Source organism: Syntrophus buswellii (assembly GCF_046097065.1).
Lineage (GTDB): Bacteria > Desulfobacterota > Syntrophia > Syntrophales > Syntrophaceae > Syntrophus > Syntrophus buswellii.
This window is the reverse complement of sequence record NZ_CP175563.1, coordinates 200,195-218,389: the sequence shown is the minus strand read 5'-3', so window position 1 is coordinate 218,389 and position 18,195 is coordinate 200,195. Positions and strand designations below refer to the sequence as shown.

Here is an 18,195-nt window from a genome sequence, read left to right as displayed (position 1 = left end):
GCGCTTCATGGACCGTTTGATCCGAAAATACGCCGACAAGCTGGTCCGCTCTGGATTGGCCGAAGCGGGCGCGCCCCTGTTGGGGGCTTGGGATGCGGAGCTGATTTGGAATCGCGAGGATGAAATGCGCCCCCTGATTGAGAAGATCTTCGCAGGGCTGCACATCTCCGCCCTCCTCTTCGCACAGCCTGCCGAACCTTACCGCACCGTGGTGGACTTCCTGGCCCGGACAGCGCCATCGGGTGTTCTTCGGCCGGAGGATACGGAAACCCGGACGTTTCTCCACGATCTGCCCGTCGTGACCACCTTTGAAGCGGAAAAGCTGATCCAGGTTTTGAAAAAACGGAAGTGCGCCATCCTGCCCGGCCGTGGGATCATCGCCTGCGGGACGGTCAGCCCCGAACAGGCCTTCGTGACCTTCAGCTCCGCCTGCTTCGCCTGTTTCGTCAAATTCTTCGCCGATGTCCTCCGGGATGTCCGGGCCGGCAGCTCAAGCCCCGCACAGCAGGCGGCGTTCCGACAGGCGGTGGAGCATCTCGATCCGCCCGCTCAACGGGTTTCCCCCCTGCTGCGCGGCCCTTTCCGGGACGAGGCAACCGTTCTGACCGCCATGGAGGAAGCGGGAAAGGCCACGGTAGACTGCGGACTCGTCGATTCCTATTTCGGGAACATCTCCTGCCTCTTTGAAGACATTCTCTACATAAGCCAGACGGGCAGCTCCCTGGACGAACTGCAGGGATGCATCGATCCCGTCCCCCTGGACGGCTCCTCCTGCGCCGGCATCACCGCCTCCAGCGAGCTGAGCGCCCACCGGGCCATCGTGGCCCGGGGCACCTGCCGCACCATCCTGCACGGCCATCCGAAATTCTCCGTTGTCCTTTCCCTGGCCTGCGGAGAGAAAAACTGCGAAGTCGGGTTAAAAAGGCAATGCCACCTTTGCTGCCCCCGCCCGCGCCGGGCCGCCGGTGTTCCCATCGTCCCCGGCGAAGTGGGCACGGGCCTCCACGGCCTGTGCCACACCGTCCCTCCTGCCCTGGCCGACAGCCGGGGCGTCATCGTTTACGGGCATGGCGTCTTCACCGCCGGAAGAACCGATTTCAACGGGGCCTTATCCTCCCTCCTGGAGATCGAAAAGGGCTGCCGGGAAGAATACTTCGCACGCCTCTGATCTCAACCCTCCAAGCGCAGCGCTTCAGCATGGTGCCGCCTGCCAATGGCGTGGAGCCGCCGAAAATATGCCGTCCGGCTTACGTCACAGCGCATCCCTCTTCCTGTCTTCGATAAACCGAGGGGGAAGCCACGGTACGCCGCCAAACGCAGCAGGCCCCCGGGAAAATTTTCCCGGGGGCCTGCTCAAATGATCATCCATGGCTGGTGGACCGGGGGTTGCCCCGCCCGACAGAAGGGAGAAAGACCTACACCTTGGCCAGCTCCTTGTACTTCTCCATTCTCTCTTTCGCCTCCTGTTCCGCCTGCTTGTACAGTTTCTCCGCCACCTCGGGGAACATTCTCCTGAGGCTTGAATAACGGACCTCCCCCTGCATGAACTCCTGGAAATCGCCTTTGATTTCGGTGGCATCCAGCTGGAAGGGATTTTTGCCCTCTGCAGCCAGAAGGGGATTATAGCGGTAAAGGGGCCAGTATCCGGCCTCAACGGCTTTTTTCTGCTCCTCCTGGCTCTTGCCCATGTCGATGCCATGATTGATGCATGGCGAATAGGCGATGATCAGGGAAGGGCCGGGATAGCTTTCCGCTTCCGTAACGGCCCTGAGGAACTGGTTCTTGTTGGCTCCCATGGCCACGGAAGCGACATACACATATTCGTAGATCATGGCCATACGCCCGAGATCCTTTTTGCGCACCGGCTTGCCCTTTGCCGCAAATTTCGCGACGGCCCCGGTCGGGGTGGACTTTGATGCCTGTCCGCCCGTATTGGAATAGACCTCGGTATCCAGGACCAGAATGTTCAGATCGTGGTTCTGTGCAATCACATGGTCCAGACCGCCGAATCCGATGTCATAAGCCCAGCCGTCCCCGCCGATGGCCCAGATCGATTTCTTGACGAGCAGGTCTTTAACCCTGAGGATGCTGGTCAGAAGATCCTTCTGCAATCCGACGGATTTCGGCAGCTCCCGGGCCACCGCCTCCTCGATGGGAAATCTCAGCCCCCTCGTCTTTTCGGCATCGTTCATATTGTCCAGCCACGCGGTAAAGAGCTCCCTCAGCTCCGCGGAAATGTTTTCGTCCAGGGCCGTCCGCATATGGCGGGCGACTCGCTCCCGCCGCTGGGTAATCGCCATCTCCATTCCCAGGGTAAATTCGGCATTGTCTTCAAAGAGGGAATTGGCCCATGCCGGACCGTGCCCCTTGGCGTTGACGGTGTAGGGGCAGACCGGCGCGGAACCGCCGTAAATCGAGGAACATCCCGTGGCATTGCCGATGATCATCCGGTCACCGAAAAGCTGCGTAATCACCTTGATGTAGGGAGTCTCCCCGCACCCGGGACAGGCTCCGGAAAATTCGAACAGGGGCTGGCAGAACTGGCTGCCCTTCACAGTGGTCTTCGGCAGGAGGTTGTCCTTGATCGTGATGGTCAGGGAGAACTTGTGATTCGGCACCTGGATCTCATCCTGCAAGCTCAGGTGCTTCATGACCAGGGCCTTTTCCTTCGCCGGGCAGATATCGGCGCAGTTGCCGCATCCCGTGCAGTCCAGCGGGCTGACCTGGATCCGGTACTTCAACCCCTTGAGCTCTTTTCCAACGGCATCCAGACTTATAAAGTCCGTCGGGGCTTTTCGAAGCTCGTCCTCCGTTGCAAGCACCGGCCGAATGGCTGCGTGGGGGCACACAAAGGAGCATTGATTGCACTGGATGCAGTTCTCCGGAATCCACTCCGGCACATTGATGGCAACCCCCCGCTTTTCATAACGTGACGTCGCCGTAGGGAAGATGCCGTCGGGAGGAAGGGCGCTTACCGGCACTTCATCCCCCTTCTGGAGAATCATCGGGTTCATGACCTTGGAGACAAATTCGGGGACGATCTCATGTGTATAGGTCGCCCGGCCGGTCTCCGCCCACGATTCCGGCACCTCGATGATCTTGATCGCCTCCAGTGCCTGATCCACGGCGCTGATGTTCATGCTGACGATTTTGGAACCTTTTTTGCCGTAAGCATGCTGAATGGCCTCCTTGAGGAAATTGATCGCCTCATCCGGGGGAATGACGTTGGCGATCTTGAAGAAGGCGGCCTGCATGATCATGTTGATCCTTCCGCCAAGCCCCACCTTTTCCGCGATGCTGACTGCGTCAATGGTATAAAATTTAAGGTGTTTTTCCGCAATGATCCTCCTCAGCCTGGCGGGAATTTCCATTTCCATTTCCTCAACCGTCCAGGGAGCGTTGAGGAGGAAGATCCCGCCGTCCATGATGCCGTCCAGCAGGTCGAACTGGGTGACGTAGGCCGGGACATGGCAGGCGATAAAATCGGCGTGCTTGATCAGATAATGCGACAGGATCCTGTTGGGGGAGAAGCGGACATGGGAAACGGTGACACCCCCGGATTTTTTCGCGTCATAGGCGAAATACGCCTGGGTGAACAGGTCGGTGTTCTCGCCGATGATCTTGATCGCCTCCTTGTTCGCACCGACGGTTCCGTCGGCGCCGATGCCCCAGAATTTGCAGGATGTCGTGCCCGGAGGGGACGCCGAGAATTCTTCGCCCACTTCAAGGGAGGAATTGCTGACATCGTCGATGATGCCCACCGTGAAGGATCGCTTGGGGCTCCACTGATCCAGATTTTCGTAAACGGCCTTCACCATGGCCGGCGTGAAATCCTTACTGCCGAGCCCGTACCTTCCGCCGATGACAAGCTGTCCGGTGTTCTTTTCCAGGATCGCCGTGCTGACCTCCAGGTACAGGGGCTCTCCAACGCTCATCGGGGACTTGAGCCTGTCGAGAACGGCTATTTTCTTGACCGACCGCGGCAGAACCTTGAAGAAGTGCTCCCGGGAGAAGGGAAGGTAAAGCCGGACCTTGATGAGGCCGAGCTTGGCCCCCCGCGCGTTCAGATAATCGATGGTCCCTTCAATGACGTCGCAGCTCGATCCCATGGCGACGATGATTTTGTCCGCTTCGGGATGGCCCACGTAATCAAAGAGGTGATAGGGTCTTCCGGTCAGTTCGCTGACCTTTCTCATTTCCTCTTCCACGACGCCCGGCAGTTTCGCATAATAGGGCGAGCAGGCTTCGCGGTTCTGAAAAAAGATATCGGAGCTCTGCGATGTGCCGCGCATCTGGGGATGCTCAGGATTCATGGACCTGGCCCGGAAGCGGTCAATGGCGTACCAGTCCACGAGTCTGGCCATGTCGGCGTACTGGATCAATTCGACCTTCTGGATGACCATGGAGGTCCGGAACCCGTCAAAGCAATGGATGAATGGGAGGCTGGCCTTGATGCTCGCCAGATGGGCGACCAGCCCCAGGTCCATGACCTCCTGGGGGGAAGCCGAGGCGAGGAGGGAAAATCCCGTCTGACGGACCGCATTGATGTCCGAGTGGTCCCCGAAAATGCAGAGGGCCTGGCCGGCGATGGATCTGGCCGCCACATGGAAGACCGTCGGCAGCAGTTCACCGGCGATCTTGTACATGTCCGGCTTCATGAGCAGAAGGCCCTGCGACGCCGTGAAGGTCGTGGCAAGCGCCCCCGCCGCCAGCGCGCCGTGAACCGCGGCTGCCGCCCCAGCTTCGGACTGCATTTCCATGATTTCAAGCGGCTGGCCGAAGATGTTCTTTTTTTCACGCGCGGCCCATTCGCTGCAGTATTCCCCGATGGTGCTCGACGGCGTAATCGGATAGATCGCCGCCACTTCGCTCATCGCGTAAGCCACATGCGCGGCTATTTCATTTCCTTCCAGGGTTTTATTGTATCCGCCCATTTTCTCTCCCTTTCACGTAGATAGACCTCTAGATTAAATGCCAAATCTTCTGCCGGAAAACCTGCCTGCATCCCTGTCGGTTCCGGATGGCTTTCCGGCACTGATCGCCAAGAGCCGGGACTCCGGTTCGAAAACCCTGTTCCGGATTCGGGCCTCAGCCGTTAAAAACCTCAACGTGAACTTTCTGTCTTTTTTTCCCCGCGATTTTTCTGGATTTCGTTTCGTTAACGTTATGCTGAACGGACCGTTTAGGCTCTCTGCAACATGGTTCAAGGTTTGAAGTGAACATCATTGAAGGACAGCAACCGGATACACGCACTGCGCCGGATCCGGAAATATTTTATACCGTTTGTGATAGGAACTTTTTTACACGAAAGATAATATAGGAAAATCCTGTGACTGACAAGACAAAATCTTTCCTTTGCCCATTTCAGCGACAGGCTCTAGACACGCGGAAATCGGGAAGAAACAGACATATCTGGAATCTATTTGACGAACCCGCCGCCCGGCCTTGGATAAGAGAGGTTTGCCCCGCTTTTCATCGGGCACATCCCTCTTAAGAGGGGAGGGGGTTATAACGCGGTGGCGAGTTGACGGATCTCACGATGGACAGGCGGCTCGTGTTCCATGCCTCCCGGGAGGCCCCCGATGGTTGTCGCGCGTGTCATTCGGAAAACTTCATCCCGGATGCCTCATAATTGCGGAAGGCGCTGTATCGGCTTCTGCTGAGCGGATAATCCCAGGTGCCGCTGCGATGCCGTATGTTTCCGCCAAAGCCTGTTTTAAAGCGATACATGCCGTAAAAGGGGTGACGTGGATCGGCACCGGGAGAAACGGACCCCATGTCATAAGTCAGGCACCCCCTTTCCCGCACCAGCTTGACGGCCTCCCAGTGAATGGCATACGATCCCATCAGGTGGCGCCCTTCGCTTGCGGATGCTCCGCACAGGCACATGGCCTGCCGTCCCGAAACGGCGATCATGATTCCCGCCAGAACATCCCGGCCTTTTGCGGCCAGAAGAAAAAGGATCCCCGGATATTCGGAATGCTGCGCAGGGGCGGAAAAAAGGACGGAAAAATGCCGTAAAGAACTCGGGGGAAAGCCGTTGCGTTCGGCTGTCTGAAGGCAACGCTCGTAGAACGCGGGCAGCATGTCGGCAGAGGCGATACGTACCCAAACCCCCTTCCTCTGGCCGGGCGGATGTTGTATCGGATCTTCGGTTGCATGCCCTTGAAAAGGGCCTCTTCCGATTGATCCAGATCGATGACCAACGCGTCGGCAACGGTCAAATCCACCGGCGCTTTCCGAAGGGACCAGGTACGGGTTCCGATATTCATGCGCAATTTTCGCAGCCGCGGAGGCGGATGCCCGGACCAGCCCTCTCCGTCCGCAGCATCGACGGCATGGGGAGATTCCCAGGGGAGGTTATAGCGGATAAAGGCGACATTCGGTTCCATGTGCCTGGAAAGCCTGCCGATTATCCACACCTTGACCCCCGGTCTTGCGAAAAACAAGCAGAAATACCTGGACATCTTGAGGACCACCCTCGAAGAGATCGCCTCCCCCTTTACGAACCGCATCTTGAATCACTATCGCACCTTGACGCCGACGGAAATCGACATCTGCAACATGATCCGGAATGGATTGCGGACCAAGGAAATTGCCGAGTTGCGGGGTGTCTCGGCGGCAACGATCAGCCGTCACCGCGAACACATCCGGCGCAAACTGAACATTGCAAACGAGAACGTTAATCTGACGGCGTATCTGCAATCGCTCCCGGCGCCGGATATGCCGGACCGCCCCCGAAGGGACTCAGCCCGAAAGGGGAACCTTATTGAACCTCTTTCAATCCTTTGAGCGGATTGAGATTTTATCTCCGGGGAGCCGGTCATGAAAGATTCAACCATTTGCTCGGATTGGGATTTTGTCGCGCTGTCCGCCTCCATCGCGGGCCATGATGCATAGATTGGGGAGTTGGCGACCACAGAAATGACTCGCCCATATCCGTTGCAGCCTCATTTTCAGCGATTGAAATAGGCGTTGAGCACGTACTCCTGCACCATCCTCTGGGTGTTGAAAAAGGACCCGTTGATGGCAATGGAGTAGGCCATCATGTTCAGGTACCGATCCCGATCATGATAGAAACTGGGAATAGCGGCATGCTCCAGCTTCTCGTAAAGAGACGGGGCATCCCGTGAGTGGTCCCGCTCCTTTCCCTTTCCGTGAACTGGCTCCCCGACAGACCAGCCGGTCAGCCCCTCGATGTGGCCCTCGATCCACCAGCCATCCAGCACGCTCAGGTTCGGAACCCCATTCAGGGCCGCCTTCATCCCGCTGGTCCCGGAAGCTTCCATGGGCGGTTCGGGCGTGTTGAGCCAGATATCCACCCCGGCGGTCATGATCGCGCCCAGCGTCATATTGTAGTTTTCAAGGTAGGCCACCTTGATGTCGTGTTGCAGTTCATGCTTGGCCCAAAAGATCCTTTTGATGAGCTCCTTTCCCTCATGGTCGCGGGGATGGGCCTTGCCGCCGTATATGATCTGGATCTTGCCCACTTCATTGGAAATCCTTTTGAGCCTCTCCATATCACTGAAGAGGAGATCCGCCCGCTTGTAGGTGGCGGCACGCCGGGCAAAGCCGATTGTCAGGATGTTCTCATCCATGCCTGCCCCGGTTTCGTGGTTGACCAAGCCCATGAGCTGCTTCTTGCACTGCATGTGCGCGTTCCAGAGTTGGTCTCTGGGAACGCTCAAGGCGTAGCGCAGACTGAAATTGTCCTTTCGCCACAAAGGAATATGGCGGTCGAACAGTTCTCGAAACGGCGCGGAAACCCAGGCGGCGGCATGGACCCCGTTGGTGATGGCCTCAATGTCATAGCCTGCAAACATGAGCCTTGAGACCTCGCCGTGTTTCTTTGCCACACCGTTGACATACCGGCTCAGATGGAGGGCGAGATAGGTCATGTTGAGGGTGTGCCCTTCGTGGAGAACTCCTTCCAAAGCGAAGAAGTCGTTCCGGTCCCCAAGGACCTTTCGGGCCAGGTCGACGGGGAACCTGTCGTGCCCGGCCGGGACAGGAGTGTGGGTGGTAAAAACACATCGGCTCCGCACCGATTCCACATCCTGCTGAATGACCGATTCCCTCCCCGCCTCTTTGGCGGCCTCGTCCAGAAGAGCCAGTGTGAGCAAGGCCGCATGTCCTTCATTGAGATGGAAGGTGGCGATCTCATGATAACCCAGCGCGCGGAGTATTCGTATACCGCCGATCCCGAGAATTACCTCCTGGGAAATGCGGTAATGATCATCTCCGCCATAGAGCGACTGGGTCAATCCGCGGTCCCACTCGGAATTTTCAGAAAGATCCGCATCCAGAAAGTATATGGGAACCGCGTAGCCGCCCTCTCCGCGTACATCATAGCGCCAGGCCCGAAGATGAACAACCCGGCCTTCGATCTGCACCTGAGCTCGTGCAGACTCCTCTTCGAGCAATTTTTCAAAGGCCCAGGAGGTCGGCTCTTCCCTCTGCCACCCGTCGGCCTCCAGCCTTTGTCGAAAATAACCCTTGCGGTAGAGAAGCGTGACTGCAACCATCGGCACCCTGAGGTCCGCTGCCGAACGGATCGTGTCCCCGGCAAGGATCCCCAGCCCCCCGCTGTATGTGCATATTCTCTCGTCAATGCCGATCTCCATGGAAAAATAGGCTACAGCGCGTCGTCTTTGGTAGGACAGTTCCATATTATCCTCCTTAACCGGTTGAACGTCGTGCGCGGGCTAACACTGCCTGTTTTTGGCAATGGACATTTTCGGCCTGCGGGGAAAAGATCCTGAATTCAATGCGTTTTGATTTTTCCTTCATGGTTTTCCCTCTTCATGGAATTTGTTTCAGGCTTTGATGATTTTCATCGACAAGGCTTCACACCTGTCATCAGGCGATTCATCCTCAACCCAGACGAGGCTTTCATCCTTTTCAACCATGCCAGCCGTGACCAGCCACCGGACGGCCTTGTCGGCAAGGCCGGTTGTTCCACCATCCAGTTGGACAGGATGAACCCCATAAGAAAGGCCCAGGAAGTTGTTCGTTTTTTCATCGCCGCCATGAGCCAGTATCCAGCAGTCGGGCCTGAACCTGGAGATCAGACAGGGGGCGGCCCTGCCTTGCGTATGGGTCAGGATGAAGCGCACATTCAATGCACCGGCCGATTCAACGGCATTCAGCGTGATGACATCTTCCACGGTGGCGTCGCCAGATCCCACAGCCGCCCGGAAGTAAGCGGGCAAATCCGCCAGCACCCGGATGGTTTTTTTCTCCCGTTCGGCGGATATTGCGATCTTGCTGATCAATTCAACCGCTTCCACGGGATACCGCCCGATAGCCGTCTCTTCGGACAGCATCACTGCGTCCGTGCCGTCCAGAATGGCATTGGCCACATCGGACACCTCGGCGCGGGTCGGACGGATGTTCTCGGTCATGGAGACCAGCATCTGGGTCGCTGTTATCACGGGCCGGCCCAGACGATTCGCCTGATGGATCAGTTTTTTCTGAACGGCTGGCACGTCCTGCAAGGGAATTTGAACCCCCAGGTCCCCCCGGGCAATCATGATCGCATCCGCCGCGGAAAGAATTCCGTTGAAATTTTCGATGGCCTCGGCCCGCTCGATCTTGGCGACCACATAGACGGATTGCCCTTCTGCCTGGGCAAACCTTTTCACTTTCAGAATGTCTTCCGCTGTTTCAGCAAACGAAACACCGAAGGCATCCACCCCCTGCTGCAGGGCAAATGCGACAAAATCGAGGTCCGTATCCGATACGGCTTCGGCAACTATCTTTGCCCCGGGGATGCTCAGTCCCTTGTGGGAAAGAAGCGGACCGCCGATAACCGTCCGGCAGAAGACATCCTCACCGGACACCTTTTCCACCAGGAGTTGTATGAAACCGTCATTGAGGAAAATCAGGTCTCCAGAGGTCACACTCTCCGGCAGTCTTTTGTACTCGACAGGGATTTGGGTTGGGGTGCCCATGAGGTCTTTGACGGTCAAAACGACCTCATCCCCCTTTTCCAGCAGAAGTGGCTCCTCCAGGAGTTTCCCGATTCTTATCTTGGGGCCGGGAAGATCGGCCATGATCAGGCAATGACGCTGAAGTCTTTTCGCAACGGCCTGGATGCGCTGAATATCCTCCCTGTGGCTCTGCAGGGTTCCATGGGCGAAATTGAGCCGCGCCACATTCATGCCTTGCAGCATCAGCCGTTCCAGTAAAGCTTCCGAACGGGAGGACGGTCCGATGGTGCACACGATCTTGGTTTTGTGGGTCGGTAATCTCATGGTCGTCGCCCCTCGCTGTTCATGTATGCTGTTCTTCAAACCACTGAAATCATACTCTCATATAACCGCTCGGCATCCTCCCTGCGGCACAACTCCGTTCCCGGCGTCATGACGGCTGCCGAACCGGCCGCCACGCCGAAAAGGACGGATTCCCTGAGCGGGTTTCCCCGGGCCAGGCTCAAGGCGATACCTGCCACCATGCTGTCCCCTGCTCCGACCTTGCTCACTATGGGCACGGTGGGGGGAATGATGTGTTCGACAAAGTCTTCGGAAACCGCCAGGGCCCCCGCCGCGCCAAGGGAGATCACCAGTACCTCGCACCGGCCGCTTTTGACCATCTTTTGGGCCTCGGCCTTGATCTGCGATTCCTCTTTAATCTCCTCACCGACCAGTTCCCTGAATTCACGGACATTGGGTTTGATCAAAAACACCCCTTCCTCGAGTGCTTCTCTCAGGGCTTTACCCGAAACGTCCACGATCGTTCTTGTCCCCTTCTTCTTCCCGACACGGGCAACCCGTGCATAAAAGTCGGGAGGCGCCCCCGGCGGAAGGCTTCCGCTTGCCACCACATAATCGGGTGGGGGGTCGATGGCTGCCAGTTTCTGAAGAAAGGACTCCCATTCATTTTTCTTCAGAGTTGGTCCCGGCATTCCAAAGCGGTACTGCTGGCCGGTGGATTCCTCCAAAATGACCAGACTCTCCCGGATCATTCCCTCAATGGGAAACGGTCGATGGTCCAGACCTTCTTCATCCAGAAGTTCTTGAAGCCTCATCCCTGTCAGTCCCCCTGCAGGGTAATGGAGCAGGGATTTTCCTCCCAGTTTCTTAATGGCCCGGCAGACATTCACCCCGCCCCCTCCGGGCTCGAAACGAGGCGGCTTGCAGTAGAGTTTCCGCTCTGCAACGACGTGATCGACACTTGCGCTCTTGTCGATGGCCGGGTTCAAGGTCATGGTCACAATGGTTTTCATAAATAACCCTCCCTGTGGCAGTGCCAATACGGATTATACTGCGCGCGATTGAACAGCGCTTCCCGGATAAATCCGTCGGGATTCAACACCCCCTTAGGCTCATTGTTCGGATCGACGAGTATGACCCATTTTGTCCCGCATTTTGTGAATCCGAGTCAAAAAGACATCGGATGAGCCACCCTGTGTGGTCGGGAAAACAGATTTCCCATTTCCGAACGGCAGTGAGATGATGCTTAGAGGGTTGACGGGTTCGCCTTCACCCGCCAAGGGCACATCATTGAGATCGAGAAAATTCAGGACGCCCCGTCCTTCGACCCTTTCGATGTCGCTTTCGGCGGCAGCCATGTGCAGTTTAATAAACTGCCGGATATCCTTTTCCTTGAAGTACGAGATGGCCTCGGGCCCGAGGCGTCGATCCCGAAAGCAGGGCCAGCAGCACGTTGACGGCCACGTTGGCCCAGAGAACCGTCACCGGCAGAAAATTGGGATCTTTTCTCAGGGCCATAACGTGGTGTGCCTGCCTGTTGCCCTTGGCAACCTCGATCTGGAGTTCGAGCTTGCCGATGGCAAAAAACGCCGGATTAAGACCGGATAGCATGGCCGACGGGGAAAGATACAACACAATTCCAATCCAAAGAAACAAGGGCATGACTGAAAGGCCCTTTGGTGCAGTTTACACTTCTTGAAAGTTACCGTCAATCGCTTTTCAATGTGTATATGGAAAAATTAGACACAGATTCAGGCTGTTAGCACTTTAAAGGTCCCTGTCCGGCGATCACCCCCACAGAAAGCCAAGACGGTAGCAGCCGGATGTGAGTGCGGCTGAAACGACAAAACCCCGTGGGGATCACCCGACGGGGTCTTGCGTTCTATAAGAACCGCTGAAAATCAGCGGACGGAATTATGGCTCCCCGTGTGCAACCCTCTTCATAACCATTCTCCATTAGGCTTCAGGTCCCTAAGCCCTTATGATATCACGAGTTATCAAAGAGCGGGCCGTTCCCGGCGGACCGGAAGCGGCGCTGAATCATATTTCCCCATCTGTCTAAGGTTCATTCACCCCATCAGACGCGCCACAAAGAACTCATAGGCATAGTACCCTGAGTGCCTCCGGTGCATCTCGGGCTCCTGCGCGAGTTGATCCAACACGGCCAGCGCTTCGTCGTCGGCTCTATATTTACCGCGCAGTTCCTCGATGCGAATTTCCATCGGTGTATAGAAATCTTCCCACCAGGACTCGTCCGGCAGGGTGAAGTGGCCGATGAGCAAAAAGCTGCTTCTTTCGATTGCCGCCAGGACATCCGGAACCCGGCCCATGGCCGGATAGTCGGCATCGAAGCTCGCTTTGACCTCGGGGGGCGGGTTGTCCCTGCGCCAGACCGCGTCGGTGAAGGCGAGGTAACCGCCGGGCCGCAGCAGCCGGCTGCAGACGCGCAGGGCTTTTTCTATGCCGATGTTGTAGAGCGCCCCCTCGGACCAGACGAGGTCGAAGCTCGCAGGCGGCAGCCCGGGTTCGGCCATGTCCCTCACCATAGGCTGAATCCGCTCGGCGAGCCCTCGCATAGCGACCGTCGCACGCAGTCGCTCGATGCTCGGAGCATGGCTGTCAAGAGCCACGATGGAACCAGATATGAGCTCGGCGAGATGAAGTGTCTGCCCGCCGACGCCGCAGCCGAGGTCCAACACCACGGGCGAAGGCGGCAGGTCGCCACACAGGGCGAGCGCCTTGGCCGCGCAGTCGCGCTTGCCTGGCCCCTGCCTGGGGAGCGACTCGAAAACTTCGAAGAATATCTGCCAGAAACGTGGCGTCGGCTCACTCATATCATGCCCCATTACCCGTATCCTGTTGATCGAACACGAGCAATCGCTCCGCCAGCTCCAATGCATCCACGGGCCAAAAGCACTCGGGCCGGGGATGGCGCACATTCGGCTGTCCCGCTGCAGGGCGGCATTTGAGCAGGGATTCGACCCATTGGCCGGGGACGGCGTTCCGGCCGTACACAGCGCCCAGCAGTGCGCCACAGATGGCGGCGTTGGTGTCGGTATCTCCGCCGCGCATGACTGTGTTCACCACGGCCTCCTCCAAATTCGGAGCATGCAAGAGCTGCCACAGGGCGTTGCGGAATGCCGTCAGGACCCACCCCTGCTGGTGGACATAATCGGTGGGAGGTGCCTCGGCGGCTCCGCTGACCGCATTCAGGAGGTCCCGATCCACCTTCATTTCTTCCGTCCACGTCATGATCTGCTGATACAGGTTTCGAGCATCACTCCCGTGGCGGACGGCATGGGCAATGGCCATCGTGAACAATGCGTTGGCTTGCTGGCAAACCGGATGGGGATGGGTTATCGCTGCGTCCTGCCGTGCCCACTCGGCCACCAACTCCGGGTCATGGTTGGCTCCGAAGATGCCCAAAGGGCTGATCCGCATCATCGCGCCGTTGGCCTGGCTCTCAGGATTGGGACGGCCTCGCAAGCCGCCGGAGACTGTCATGCCGCAATCGAAAGGCCCGGAGTCCAGCCAAGAAATGTACGCTTTTCTGGCTTCCTTGGGATCGTACCTTCCCTGGTCCGCCAGCATGCGGGCCAGCAACAGCGCCATCTCAGAATCGTCGGTCGGTTGGCCGGCAATCGTGTTCCAAGTGCCTCCGTCGGCAAGTTCACGGACGCCTTTCGGGTATTCCCGCCGGATGTCATCCGGAGCCCGAAACTCGACCAGACTGCCAAGAGAGTCTCCGGCAAGCTGGCCGAGAAGACAGCCTTGGGCGCGATCCACCATCCTTGCATCACGCTTTTCGTTGATTGTGTCACGAGGTTGTCGCAAGTTATCGTCTATCCCTTCGGCGGATACGGGTCCTTGCCATATGTGTGCTCGGTCTGGATCGTCCCGTCCTGTTTGTGGATTACGACTTGTCCGAGGTCCTGGTTCTTCGCCAGTTCCTTGGCACGATCCACAGCTTCCGCTTTCGTATCGTGACTGCTCGAAGCCCTTGATGCCTTCTCTTCTTTGACCTTCCAGCCCCCGTCGGTTCCTGGGGTCACGTGATAGGTTTTGCGTTTCGTCATGTATCAGCCTCCCTTCCTGTTAGTTTGCTTCAGTGGAAAACACCTCGACAATATTCCCGTCGGGGTCGGAACATCTGAAATACAACCTCTTGGAGTTCCCCCAGAGGGACAGGGGAGATATGATTTTGGCACCCTTGCTCTTCGCGAGTTCGTACCGTTTTTCAATATCAGTCAGTTCAAAATATATGAGGGAGTGAATATCCTTCCCGCCGTATTGAGTTTTCGGATAATCCCCAGGCACGAGGACCAGTCCTTGTTCGAACACAATTACCTCTTGCATCCCTTTCTTTATGTTGAGCCCAAGGATGCCTTGATAGAAACGCACCGCCTCATCGAGTGAATGAACAGGTAGCTTGGGGCCAAAATTGAACGCTCTTGAAGTTGGCGTGGACGCCGCAGGCCCCTTTGCCACATCGGCTGCTGGGAAGGTGCCTTTCTTTATTCTGGAAAGATATAGATTCTGACCATCTTCACAGGCGATTCTATAAAATATGACTTTAAATTTCTCGCTCTTACCGACGCGTTCGCTTCTTGAAACAATGTTGCCCCTTCTTCCGTCCGGCAATTCGCAGGTCACGCCGGATTTCATCTCCAACAGCTCATCAACCCATCTATTGAGGTTTGATCGGCTGACACTTGGAATATCGGGCAGTCCAGTAGATTCACCCTTGGAGACGAGATCGGTGGCAATCTTGACCAAATACTTCGAGTCCTGCACATGATTCTGCAGTGACGCCAGCCATTCCATGCCACTGAAAGCTCCGAGCAATCCTCCGGTCATTGAGGCGATAGTGTCAGTATCTGCGCCGACCGCATGGGCAGCCGTCATCAACCCATGTATGGGGTCCGGTGCGTATCGGGATGCCAGAAAAACGGCCGCACCAGCCGCGACAGTACCGGCACCGCTGGTCTTCTGGTCGAAACACTGGAGGGCGCGCAAGGTTTCTTCATCGCTCGTCAAAGCGCCTTTGGAAAGCTCTTTCTTGCATGTTTCCAAGAGATCGATCATCTCCTTGACCACAGATCTCCAAACATTCTGGTAGCCAGGAATATGATTGCTTGCTGCTCTGATCCAGTCGTCGGTAACAGCAGAAGTCTCCGGGATTGTCTCCCATTCGGAGACGTTCCCGAGAAGGTCTTCGACTATTTCTCCGAATCCGAGTTGGTCTGTGCGTCTTATGGACTTCCAAAGCGCATAGCCATAGGCCAATGCCCCTACCAAAGCACGTGGGTGACCGTGCGTCGCGATCCCGTCAAGCATGATATTCTGGGCAAGAGGGGCGAACTCTGAGATATCGGCGTTGAAAAGGACGTGTGGAAGGATGCGCATCGCAACGCCGTTTCCACCGGCTTCGAAGTATCTCTTTGCATCGTTTGATGTCTTCTTGCCCGACCAGGGCGGGACTCCATCCGTCCACGCATCCACAGCTCTCTTTGTCGCGCCGCCTCCGCCTCTCTCATACAATGCCCAAAATGGAAGTTCGACCCGAGAGAGTCGGTTCCACCACCGAGGACCGCATTGCAATGATCTGGAAAGGCAGAGAATCAACTGGGTATCGTCACTATAGCTCCCGGCATCGATGATCTCGTCGTGTGGGTAATAGCGTCCACCCGATCTTCGTGTCCATTTCGAGAATTCGAGAAGCGGACCTTGGGGCTTACTCTCGTCCTTATAGGATCGACCTACGCGTTCGTTCGGCCACCCCAAGGCATCACCGCAAGCTGCTCCGAGCATAGCCCCAACAGCTTTGTTTAACATGAGTTTTGGCGATCTATTGGCCATGACGACCTCCATTGTCAAAGATGATCTCGTTTACACGATTTCCGCTTTGAATGGTCCTGGCCAATCCTGTTGTGCGATAGAAATCGGGAACTACGAGAATGTCCTTATCGATTGAAAGCCCCTGAAGGGTGGCGCGACAAATCTCACGCTTTGCCTGCTCTTCATCTACCACCGCAATGGCAGTAATGTCGTCGAGGGGGATTGGATCGGGAACCAAGACCTCGGCTTGAACGTTCGTCGCCGCACATGGCAGGTGTCGTGGAGGCCGGGTAAAAGTAATGCCTGGTACAGTGTTGGCGAACAGTGAAATGAAAACGTCATATCCCTCCCCAATGTAAGCTCCTCTCTCCTTTGCAGCATTGCAGGGGCAGAATTTGGTTTCTGGCTGCCACAGGAAGTCCGGCTTTATTAACAAGACAACCCAATCCTTGAACAAGTGGTCCTGCTCTCGAACCTTTGCAAAATAGTAGACATTGGGAAACTCGAGAGAGCAACAGATCAAGTCCTCGCATCCGTCCCAGCGGTCTGGATCGGTTGGATTGTGAGGCAGGTTTTCGGTTTCGAGACGGCTCCTCGAAAGGATGCCGCCACAGTCGCCGAGAATATGTGCGAGATTGCGTGACTGAGTGAAATGGCACAGCCTGGTGATACCTCGTTGTCGGCACTCCCTCTGTATCCTTGTCATGGCGAAACCCTCCCATAAAGAGAGGGCTTTGCCGGAAGCAACGGCGTCGGCTCGCCCGTGTATAGCAAGAGAAGATCCGTTCTTGCACGGGTCACGGCTACGTAGAGAAGTCGACCGTCGTGGGTCAGTGCGTCCTCTTCGCCATGTGATGCGATATGCTCTGGATCGGGTAGATTTTCTTTTTCAAGGAACGGTAGGATGACAAGATCGAATTCAAGCCCTTTTGCCGAATGATAAGTTCCATAGTAGATTCCTGGACCATCGTTCCATGAGTTCATGTCCCTGTGAAGCTTCGTGGCATAGTTGGGCAAACCGGAGCTGATGAGACGCTCCTGTTCTCGATCCTTGAAGAGAAGCGCGACACTCTTCGTTTTGCCCGATTCTTTCGCAACACGAAGAGCGACTTCGATCTGCTTCGCCCGGGTATCACACTCGGCAATCGTGGGGAGTGGCCCGTCTGCCCGCGGGGAGGTCGGTTCCACCATGTCCGCAATGCCCTCGAAATAGGGCATCTTGGAAATCGCCAACCCAAGGCGTGCAATCTGTTTTGTGTTCCTGTAGTTCTCCTTGAATTCCCAGGTCTGAGGAACGGTCAGCCCTGCGAACCGCCATGATGTGCGTTGTCCGTATATCTGTTGCGCAACATCCCCGAAAAATGTAAGCGAGCCATCATCCGGTATGGCGGATGCCAGGGAGCGGATCATCTCCGGAGAAAAGTCCTGCCCTTCGTCGATGATTATGTGACGATAACGCCGGGCTCGATCATCCTGAAGATACTCTTGCCGGACGTGGTAAGCGATGTCATCCCAGTCGTATAGTTTTCCCTGTTGCGTTCTCAGGGCGAGGTATTCTTTCAGTATCTCGAACATCACGCTTCGGAGCTTGCGTGCAAGGGTGGTTCCGACACGACCAACCCGCTCGACAGCAATGTATTGCTCCTCGGTCTCTATACCATGGCTAAGAATCCAACCGATTTCGTCCAAGAAGAAGGCGAGCGGCCTGTCGAAGAATTTGGATTTCTCATAATGTTGAGTCACATTGCCAACGGCTCTCTCGATAAGGGTGCGCCTTAAATCGGGATCGCAAATCGAGTTGAAGCTCATTTTGCCCCTGGAATTGAGGTACCCTCTGGCAAATTTGTGATAAGTCTCTATCATGACATTGCGCAACGCTAACGGCTTGAGATGGTTGAGGTACGTGACAAGCGCTTGGTTGAAGGTGAGGAGAAGGGTTCGGCCAGAGTGAGGCATATCAGCAGTGGAAAGATAGGCGGCACGATAAAGGGCCAGCGTCGTCTTCCCACTCCCTGCAGTGCCCAGAACCGCAGAGTGGCCCGCCACGGGCAGGTAAAGGACCTCTCGCTGTTTTCTTAAGGGTTTGGGCAACGATTTCGGCATCACATCACTCCGCCACACATGAAGGATAAGTTTCGGTTCC

General features: G+C 56.5%; 15 protein-coding genes. 2 read left to right on the top strand and 13 right to left on the bottom strand.

Annotated elements, in window-relative coordinates; all coding sequences use genetic code 11:
- Positions 1-7: 7 nt before the first annotated feature.
- Positions 8-1,168, top strand: coding sequence for a class II aldolase/adducin family protein (locus ACJ77P_RS00985; RefSeq protein WP_408998787.1), 1,161 nt, complete (start codon positions 8-10; stop codon positions 1,166-1,168).
- Between the two features lie 247 nt (positions 1,169-1,415).
- Here ACJ77P_RS00985 and nifJ read toward each other — a convergent pair whose 3' ends face one another.
- Positions 1,416-4,934 carry a pyruvate:ferredoxin (flavodoxin) oxidoreductase gene (nifJ, locus tag ACJ77P_RS00980; protein WP_408998786.1) on the bottom strand — a complete coding sequence of 1,173 codons (3,519 nt, stop codon included), beginning with the start codon at positions 4,932-4,934 and terminating at the stop codon, positions 1,416-1,418.
- Between the two features lie 664 nt (positions 4,935-5,598).
- Positions 5,599-6,087 (bottom strand): lipid II:glycine glycyltransferase FemX, encoded by a 489-nt coding sequence (locus ACJ77P_RS00975; protein ID WP_408998785.1) that lies wholly within the window; start codon positions 6,085-6,087, stop codon positions 5,599-5,601.
- A 303-nt stretch (positions 6,088-6,390) separates the two neighbouring features.
- On the opposite strand from ACJ77P_RS00975, the gene ACJ77P_RS00970 reads away from it, so the two are divergent.
- On the top strand, positions 6,391-6,792 hold the full coding sequence (locus ACJ77P_RS00970; RefSeq protein ID WP_408998784.1) for a helix-turn-helix transcriptional regulator: 402 nt from the start codon (positions 6,391-6,393) through the stop codon (positions 6,790-6,792).
- Positions 6,793-6,956: 164 nt separating this feature from the next.
- Here the strand turns inward: ACJ77P_RS00970 and glgP are convergent, their stop codons facing one another.
- The 11 genes from glgP to ACJ77P_RS00915 form a co-directional block, all read right to left on the bottom strand.
- A complete protein-coding gene (glgP, locus tag ACJ77P_RS00965) occupies positions 6,957-8,669 on the bottom strand; it encodes an alpha-glucan family phosphorylase (protein ID WP_408998783.1) in 1,713 nt (570 codons plus the stop codon).
- A gap of 147 nt (positions 8,670-8,816) precedes the next feature.
- Positions 8,817-10,256, bottom strand: coding sequence for a pyruvate kinase (gene pyk, locus ACJ77P_RS00960; RefSeq protein ID WP_408998782.1), 1,440 nt, complete (start codon positions 10,254-10,256; stop codon positions 8,817-8,819).
- A gap of 35 nt (positions 10,257-10,291) precedes the next feature.
- Complete coding sequence (locus tag ACJ77P_RS00955) at positions 10,292-11,227, bottom strand: 1-phosphofructokinase family hexose kinase (RefSeq protein ID WP_367361425.1); 936 nt, start codon at positions 11,225-11,227, stop codon at positions 10,292-10,294.
- 99 nt (positions 11,228-11,326) lie between these two features.
- Positions 11,327-11,572, bottom strand: a complete 246-nt coding sequence (locus ACJ77P_RS00950) for a hypothetical protein (protein ID WP_408998781.1) — start codon at positions 11,570-11,572, stop codon at positions 11,327-11,329.
- Positions 11,573-11,579: 7 nt separating this feature from the next.
- On the bottom strand, positions 11,580-11,876 hold the full coding sequence (locus ACJ77P_RS00945; RefSeq protein WP_367361424.1) for a DUF21 domain-containing protein: 297 nt from the start codon (positions 11,874-11,876) through the stop codon (positions 11,580-11,582).
- A 407-nt stretch (positions 11,877-12,283) separates the two neighbouring features.
- Complete coding sequence (locus ACJ77P_RS00940; RefSeq protein WP_408998780.1) at positions 12,284-13,048, bottom strand: SAM-dependent methyltransferase; 765 nt, start codon at positions 13,046-13,048, stop codon at positions 12,284-12,286.
- A 1-nt stretch (position 13,049) separates the two neighbouring features.
- Positions 13,050-14,003: an ADP-ribosylglycohydrolase family protein gene (locus tag ACJ77P_RS00935; protein ID WP_408999386.1), complete on the bottom strand. Its 954-nt coding sequence runs from the start codon at positions 14,001-14,003 to the stop codon at positions 13,050-13,052.
- 53 nt (positions 14,004-14,056) lie between these two features.
- Positions 14,057-14,290, bottom strand: a complete 234-nt coding sequence (locus ACJ77P_RS00930; RefSeq protein WP_408998779.1) for a DUF2188 domain-containing protein — start codon at positions 14,288-14,290, stop codon at positions 14,057-14,059.
- 19 nt (positions 14,291-14,309) lie between these two features.
- The gene (locus tag ACJ77P_RS00925) at positions 14,310-16,073 is read right to left on the bottom strand and encodes an ADP-ribosylglycohydrolase family protein (protein WP_408998778.1); all 1,764 of its coding nucleotides are present in this window, start codon (positions 16,071-16,073) and stop codon (positions 14,310-14,312) included.
- On the bottom strand, positions 16,063-16,758 hold the full coding sequence (locus tag ACJ77P_RS00920; protein ID WP_408998777.1) for a DarT ssDNA thymidine ADP-ribosyltransferase family protein: 696 nt from the start codon (positions 16,756-16,758) through the stop codon (positions 16,063-16,065). The genes ACJ77P_RS00925 and ACJ77P_RS00920 overlap by 11 nt, the downstream gene beginning before the upstream one ends.
- Positions 16,755-18,155, bottom strand: coding sequence for a UvrD-helicase domain-containing protein (locus ACJ77P_RS00915; RefSeq protein ID WP_408998776.1), 1,401 nt, complete (start codon positions 18,153-18,155; stop codon positions 16,755-16,757). Before ACJ77P_RS00915 ends, ACJ77P_RS00920 begins: the two co-directional genes overlap by 4 nt.
- Between the last annotated feature and the right edge of the window lie 40 nt (positions 18,156-18,195).

What these genes read in the sequence shown, in the direction of transcription:
- ACJ77P_RS00985 (WP_408998787.1), top strand. Translation starts at nt 8, where the DNA reads ATGGACCGTTTGATCCGAAAATACGCCGACAAGCTGGTCCGCTCTGGA.
- nifJ (WP_408998786.1), bottom strand. Translation starts at nt 4,934, where the DNA reads ATGGGCGGATACAATAAAACCCTGGAAGGAAATGAAATAGCCGCGCAT.
- ACJ77P_RS00975 (WP_408998785.1), bottom strand. Translation starts at nt 6,087, where the DNA reads ATGCTGCCCGCGTTCTACGAGCGTTGCCTTCAGACAGCCGAACGCAAC.
- ACJ77P_RS00970 (WP_408998784.1), top strand. Translation starts at nt 6,391, where the DNA reads ATGTGCCTGGAAAGCCTGCCGATTATCCACACCTTGACCCCCGGTCTT.
- glgP (WP_408998783.1), bottom strand. Translation starts at nt 8,669, where the DNA reads ATGGAACTGTCCTACCAAAGACGACGCGCTGTAGCCTATTTTTCCATG.
- pyk (WP_408998782.1), bottom strand. Translation starts at nt 10,256, where the DNA reads ATGAGATTACCGACCCACAAAACCAAGATCGTGTGCACCATCGGACCG.
- ACJ77P_RS00955 (WP_367361425.1), bottom strand. Translation starts at nt 11,227, where the DNA reads ATGAAAACCATTGTGACCATGACCTTGAACCCGGCCATCGACAAGAGC.
- ACJ77P_RS00950 (WP_408998781.1), bottom strand. Translation starts at nt 11,572, where the DNA reads ATGGCTGCCGCCGAAAGCGACATCGAAAGGGTCGAAGGACGGGGCGTC.
- ACJ77P_RS00945 (WP_367361424.1), bottom strand. Translation starts at nt 11,876, where the DNA reads ATGCCCTTGTTTCTTTGGATTGGAATTGTGTTGTATCTTTCCCCGTCG.
- ACJ77P_RS00940 (WP_408998780.1), bottom strand. Translation starts at nt 13,048, where the DNA reads ATGAGTGAGCCGACGCCACGTTTCTGGCAGATATTCTTCGAAGTTTTC.
- ACJ77P_RS00935 (WP_408999386.1), bottom strand. Translation starts at nt 14,003, where the DNA reads ATGGTGGATCGCGCCCAAGGCTGTCTTCTCGGCCAGCTTGCCGGAGAC.
- ACJ77P_RS00930 (WP_408998779.1), bottom strand. Translation starts at nt 14,290, where the DNA reads ATGACGAAACGCAAAACCTATCACGTGACCCCAGGAACCGACGGGGGC.
- ACJ77P_RS00925 (WP_408998778.1), bottom strand. Translation starts at nt 16,073, where the DNA reads ATGGCCAATAGATCGCCAAAACTCATGTTAAACAAAGCTGTTGGGGCT.
- ACJ77P_RS00920 (WP_408998777.1), bottom strand. Translation starts at nt 16,758, where the DNA reads ATGACAAGGATACAGAGGGAGTGCCGACAACGAGGTATCACCAGGCTG.
- ACJ77P_RS00915 (WP_408998776.1), bottom strand. Translation starts at nt 18,155, where the DNA reads ATGCCGAAATCGTTGCCCAAACCCTTAAGAAAACAGCGAGAGGTCCTT.